This window comes from Mesoflavibacter zeaxanthinifaciens DSM 18436 (assembly GCF_000422365.1).
Classification (GTDB): Bacteria; Bacteroidota; Bacteroidia; order Flavobacteriales; family Flavobacteriaceae; genus Mesoflavibacter; species Mesoflavibacter zeaxanthinifaciens.
In genome coordinates this window covers 1-5,669 of record NZ_AULQ01000016.1, presented here as the reverse complement: position 1 = coordinate 5,669, position 5,669 = coordinate 1, and the positions used below count along the sequence as shown (strand labels likewise).

General features: G+C 33.6%; 2 protein-coding genes. Both read left to right on the top strand.

Features of this window, described 5'->3' with window-relative positions; all coding sequences use genetic code 11:
* A partial coding sequence (locus H574_RS0112025) for a T9SS type A sorting domain-containing protein (protein ID WP_027880820.1) occupies positions 1–1,287 on the top strand: 1,287 nt, incomplete at its 5' end.
* A 228-nt stretch (positions 1,288–1,515) separates the two neighbouring features.
* A partial coding sequence (locus H574_RS14215; protein ID WP_081653213.1) for a DUF8202 domain-containing protein occupies positions 1,516–5,669 on the top strand: 4,154 nt, incomplete at its 3' end.

The window sequence follows — 5,669 nt, the reverse complement described above, 5'->3', positions numbered from 1 at the left end:
AATCAATCTGGTGCTTATGCAGATTGGCAACACGTACGTAGTACCGGTTCTTTACTTCCTGGGGAAGGATTTACTATGAAAGGTGTGGCTAACACTTCTGGTAATGTTACTTTAGAACAAAATTACACCTATCAAGGTAAACCTAATAATGGTGATATTACTTTACCTATTACTGCTAATAATGAATATTTAGTTGGTAACCCTTATGCTTCTGCTATTGATGCTCATCAATTTATAATGGACAATGCACCTACTATTGATGCGGCTGGTGCGACTACCGGTACGTTATACTTCTGGGAACATTGGGGCGGAGGATCTCATATACTAGCAGAATACCAAGGTGGTTACGCTACCTATAATTTATCAGGTGCTACTCCTGCTGCTTCTTACGGAACCAATGACCCATTAGTTGCTACTGGTGGTACGCCTTCTAAATTACCTGGTCGTTATATTCCGGTTGGACAAGGGTTCTTCGTTAAAAGTGAAGCTAGTGGTACTATCAGATTTACTAATGCGCAACGTGTTTTTGAAAAAGAAGGTAGCTCTTCTTCTACTTTTGTTAGAACTGCTAATACTAACGAGACTACTTCTGCATACAATATTGATAACCGTTTAAAAATTAGACTTGGTATCAATACTGTAAACGGTATACATAGACAACTTTTAGTTACTAAAGATTCTCACGCTACTGCAGGAGAAGATTGGGGATATGATGGTGTTAATAATGAAGACCAAGTAGATGATATGTATTGGATGATTGAAGGTAATAAATACATTATTCAAGGAACCGATGTTATTGATGTTAATACCGTATTACCTATTGGTATACACACTGATGATAGTGGTAACAATACTTTTACTATTGACGCTTTAGAAAATGTTCCTGATAACTTAGAGATTTATATCTTTGATAATGCAACAAGTACATATCATGATATTAGAGCTAACGATTTTACTATTAATCTGCCTGCTGGCGAATATCTAGATCGTTTCTCTATGGTATTTAGTACTTCTTCTACTCTTAGTATTGAAGATAATGTAATTGTTCAAGACATTAATACATACTATAACAATAGTCAATCAAGTATTATTATTAATAACCCTAAGTTACACAACATAACATCTGTTAAGTTATATAACATTTTATCTCAAGAAATATTTAGCGAAACAGATATTGATACTTTAGATTATACTGCTTTAAAAACAGGTAAATTAAGTACAGGGACTTACATTATTAAAATGAAAACAGATATTGGTGAAATTTCTAAAAAAGTCCTGATTGAATAAAACTTTTCAATCAAATACTTATAAAAAAAGCCGAAACGTATGTTTCGGCTTTTTTATTAAATAATTATTCAATTTAACACTTAAACGAAATAAACTTCTTTTTATCTTGATTTTTGTAAGTAATTTCCACTTAACAATGTATTTCATCGAATATTTTTGCACTTAATCATTGATTTACATAGTTTTAACACATATTAATGTTAATCCCAACCCAAAACAAACCTGCTTATGAAAAATTCTACCCCAAAGAGTTTGAAAAAGCTAACATTAAAACAAGTATACACATTAGTATTGTTTTTAATGTTTGTAACATTTTCTTTCGCACAAACATCAATTGTTGAAGTAAGTGTAAATTGGCCTAGTTGGTCTTCAGAAAATAGAGTAGAAATTTACGATCCTTCTAATACGCTCATAGCCACTATAGATAATGGTTACAATGGGTGCTGTGACGATTCTTATTCTACAACAGTATCATTAGGTTGTATTCCTGACGGTAATAATTATTATATAATAATGTACGATACTTATGGAGATGGTTGGAATGGTAGCGCTTCAAATATAACTATAACTTCTTCTGGTAGTACAGTTTTAACAAATTCTGGAGCAAGTGCTAACGCTTCCGGCACAACTTTAAACTTTAATGTTAGTGGTGGCTGTTCTGGTTCTTGTTCTTCTATAGTTAGTAGTTTCCCTTACAATGAAAATTTTGAATCTGGTATAGGGCAATGGACACAAAGCTCAACTGATGATTTTGACTGGACAAGAAACCAAAACGGAACGCCTTCTAGTAGTACTGGTCCAAATAGTGCTAATGGAGGTAATTGGTATTTATATACAGAAGCCTCGAGCAATTTTAACAATACAAGTGATTTAATAAGTCCTTGTTTTGATTTGTCTTCTGCAAGTTCTGCTAATTTTTCATTTTACTATCATATGTATGGTAGCAATATGGGAACTTTAAGTGTAGACTTAAGTACTAATAATGGTGTAACATTTGATCACAATATATTTTCGGTTACAGGTCAACAACACACAAGTAATGGTTCTATTTGGAGCCTAGCCTCTATAGATTTATCAGCTTATTTAGGACAAACAGTTACTATAAAAATTTCTGGAACAACTGGTTCTAATTATAGAAGCGATATGGCTATTGATGATATTTCATTAACAGCTGTAACTACACCTTTACCAGAAATTGCGGTAGAAGGTAACTCTACGGATATTTTAAATAACGACATTACACCTTCCACTGCAGATGATACTGATTTTGGAAGTATAAATGTTGCTGCTGGATCAACTACACACACTTTCACTATTAATAATACAGGTTTATTAACGTTAAACCTTACAGCCCCATCTCCTTACATCACTATATCAGGACCTAATTCAGGGGATTTCACACTTACATCAACACCTTCTAACTCTATTACAGCAGGAAACTTTACAACTTTTGATATAACCTTTGATCCTTCTGGTAATGGTTTAAGAGGCGCTACTGTTTCTATAGCTAACAATGATTCTAACGAAAACCCTTTCACTTTTAATATTCAAGGTTATGGATTAACACCTTTAAGTGAAGGACCAGGTGGAGTAACTACAGATTTAGAATTATGGCTTAAAGCTAATGATGGTGCAGGTTTATCTGACAACCAACCATTAAGCACATGGTTTGACCAAGCTAATACTAACAATGCAACGGTTCATACAACAGGACAAGAACCTTCTTACCGAGATATTTATGGTAAAAATGTTAATTATAATGCTGTAGTAGACTTTAATAATACTCCTAATGCACCTTACGAAACTAATTTAAATTACACGCCACAACAATACCTTGAAGGCTCCACAGGTTTTCATACTCAAGATATATTTATAGTAGCTTTTCCTGAAGAAACTGTAAACAGTTCTTATGGTGCTATGGATATGTTTTGTGGTGACGCTAACCCTGGAGATAATACAGATAAAGATGTTACAGGAATTGGTTGGGGCGGATATACCGTTAGAATGAATAACGAGGTTTTAACTTATGCTATATCCTCTACTCCAGAACCTAATCCATCTGATATTAATTTAAGAGGATATGGTGTTGCTCAAACTGGTGCTGCGCCTTCATATAATAATGTAGGTATAATTAATGCTAGAAATAATAGCAGCACATCTCCTACTGCTCAAGAAGTATTATATAATGGAGTTAAAGTAGATAACTATGAAGTAGGTTCACCTCAATTTACAAACATTAACAATTCAAATTATTGGATTGGTAGAAGTCAAGCCTACAGAGCTAGTTACTACGGTACAATAGCGGAAATTATTACTTTCTCTTCTAGAAAAAACAATGCTTCTGTTACAGATGAAAGAAATAGAATAGAATCATATCTAGCAATCAAATACGGTATTACTTTAGGTGTAAACGGTACTTCTAAGGATTATGTAGCTTCTGACGGAACTATAATTTGGGATACGTCTGCTAATGCAGGTTATAATTATGATATTGCCGGTATTGGTCGTGACGATAATTCTGATTTATATCAAAAACAATCAAAAAGTGTAAATAACAGTGCTATTGTTTCATTCTCTTTAAATAACACTGAGTTAACTAATAACCTAAATTCTCAAACTTTTAACACAAGTAACGAATATCTTGTTTGGGGGAATAATGGACAAAACACAAATTCATCAGCGACATCAATTGTTGTTAGCTTAGGACCAGCTACTGTTACAACTGTTACTGATGTAATGAATAGAACTTGGAAAATTGTTGAAACCGCAGGTGATGATGTTGGTACTGTAGAGCTATCTGTTTTTGAATCTGACCTAGCTGGCCTACCACCTTTAACAGGTAATGATGCTTATGTAATGCTTGTTGCAGATGATCCTACTTTCTCTACAAATTTAAGAACAGTATTTTTAGATCCATCTACATTTAATGGTATACCTACAAGAGAAGGTACATTTGACTTTGATGGCACAAAATATTTCACAATTGGTATTGCTCATGAAGAAGTTAGAGAAAGACAACTTGGTTTTGATGGTATTGATAACTATACTAATATTGGTGACAAAGTGGATCTAGCCGGTAGCTTTACAGCTTCTGCTTGGGTAAAACCAGATGGAGCAAATGCTTTAGGTACAGATAAGACAATATTAGCTAAAAATAATGGTACTGTTGGTTATAAATTATTTTTAACAAATAATAATTATCCTGCTTTCTCAGTAGGCACAAATACAACTACAGATAGGATTGATGCAAATACACAACTTCCGGATAACGTGTGGCATCATGTAGCAGTGACATATGATGGTACAACAGCAAATATTTATATTGATGGTGTTTTAGATAACACGAAGGTAATCACATCATCAACACCAAACGGATCTTCTTTAGCTATTGGAGCTGTTTACATTGACAAATCTAATATTATTGACTTTTTTAAAGGTGATTTAGATGAAATTAGAATTTGGGATAGAGCTTTAACTTTAGATCAATTAAGATTTGTAATGAACCAAGAATTAATCGAAAATGCATCAATGGTTAATGGTGATGTACTACCAGCTACTGTAACAAAAAATGATATTTCTATTGTTAACTGGAATAATTTATTGGCTTACTATAACATGAATTCTTACATAGGTACTCATTTAAATGACGTATCAGGTAACGGAAACAGAGGTAGTTTAGCTGAACCTTCAGAATTTAATTTAGAGTATCAAACATCTCCATTACCATATACAACAACAAGTAATGGTCTTTGGACTAACAACTCTTCTTGGACTAATGGTACTGAGCAATACATACCTGGTTCTGCTTCTATTGTTGACCCTACCATTACTGTAGATTGGAATATTGTAGAAACGTCTCATAATATTACTATGGACAATGCTAGTTTACCTACTGCTAACAATCTAAACCGTTCTGTTCTTGGTTTATTTGTTACTGCTAACGAACTTGAACTTTCTGGTGATACTGCTACTAATGCGGGTAATGGATTAACTGTAACTCACTACCTTAAAATTGATGGTAAAATTGATTTAGAAGGAGAATCGCAATTAATACAAACAACAGATAGTGATTTAGATCCTACTAGCTCTGGTAGTTTAGAACGTGATCAACAAGGTACACGCGATTTATATACTTATAATTATTGGGCATCTCCTGTTGGTATGATTAACTCTACGACTAATAACAATAGTTACACTTTACCTAATGTCTTTAGAGATGGTACTAATCCGGCTGCACCTACTAACATTAACTTTATTACTAATGGGTATAATGGATCTTCTGGTTCGCCTATTGGTATTGCAGATTATTGGATTTGGAAATACGCTAATCAATCTGGTGCTTATGCAGATTGGCAACACGTACGTAGTACCGGTTCTTTACT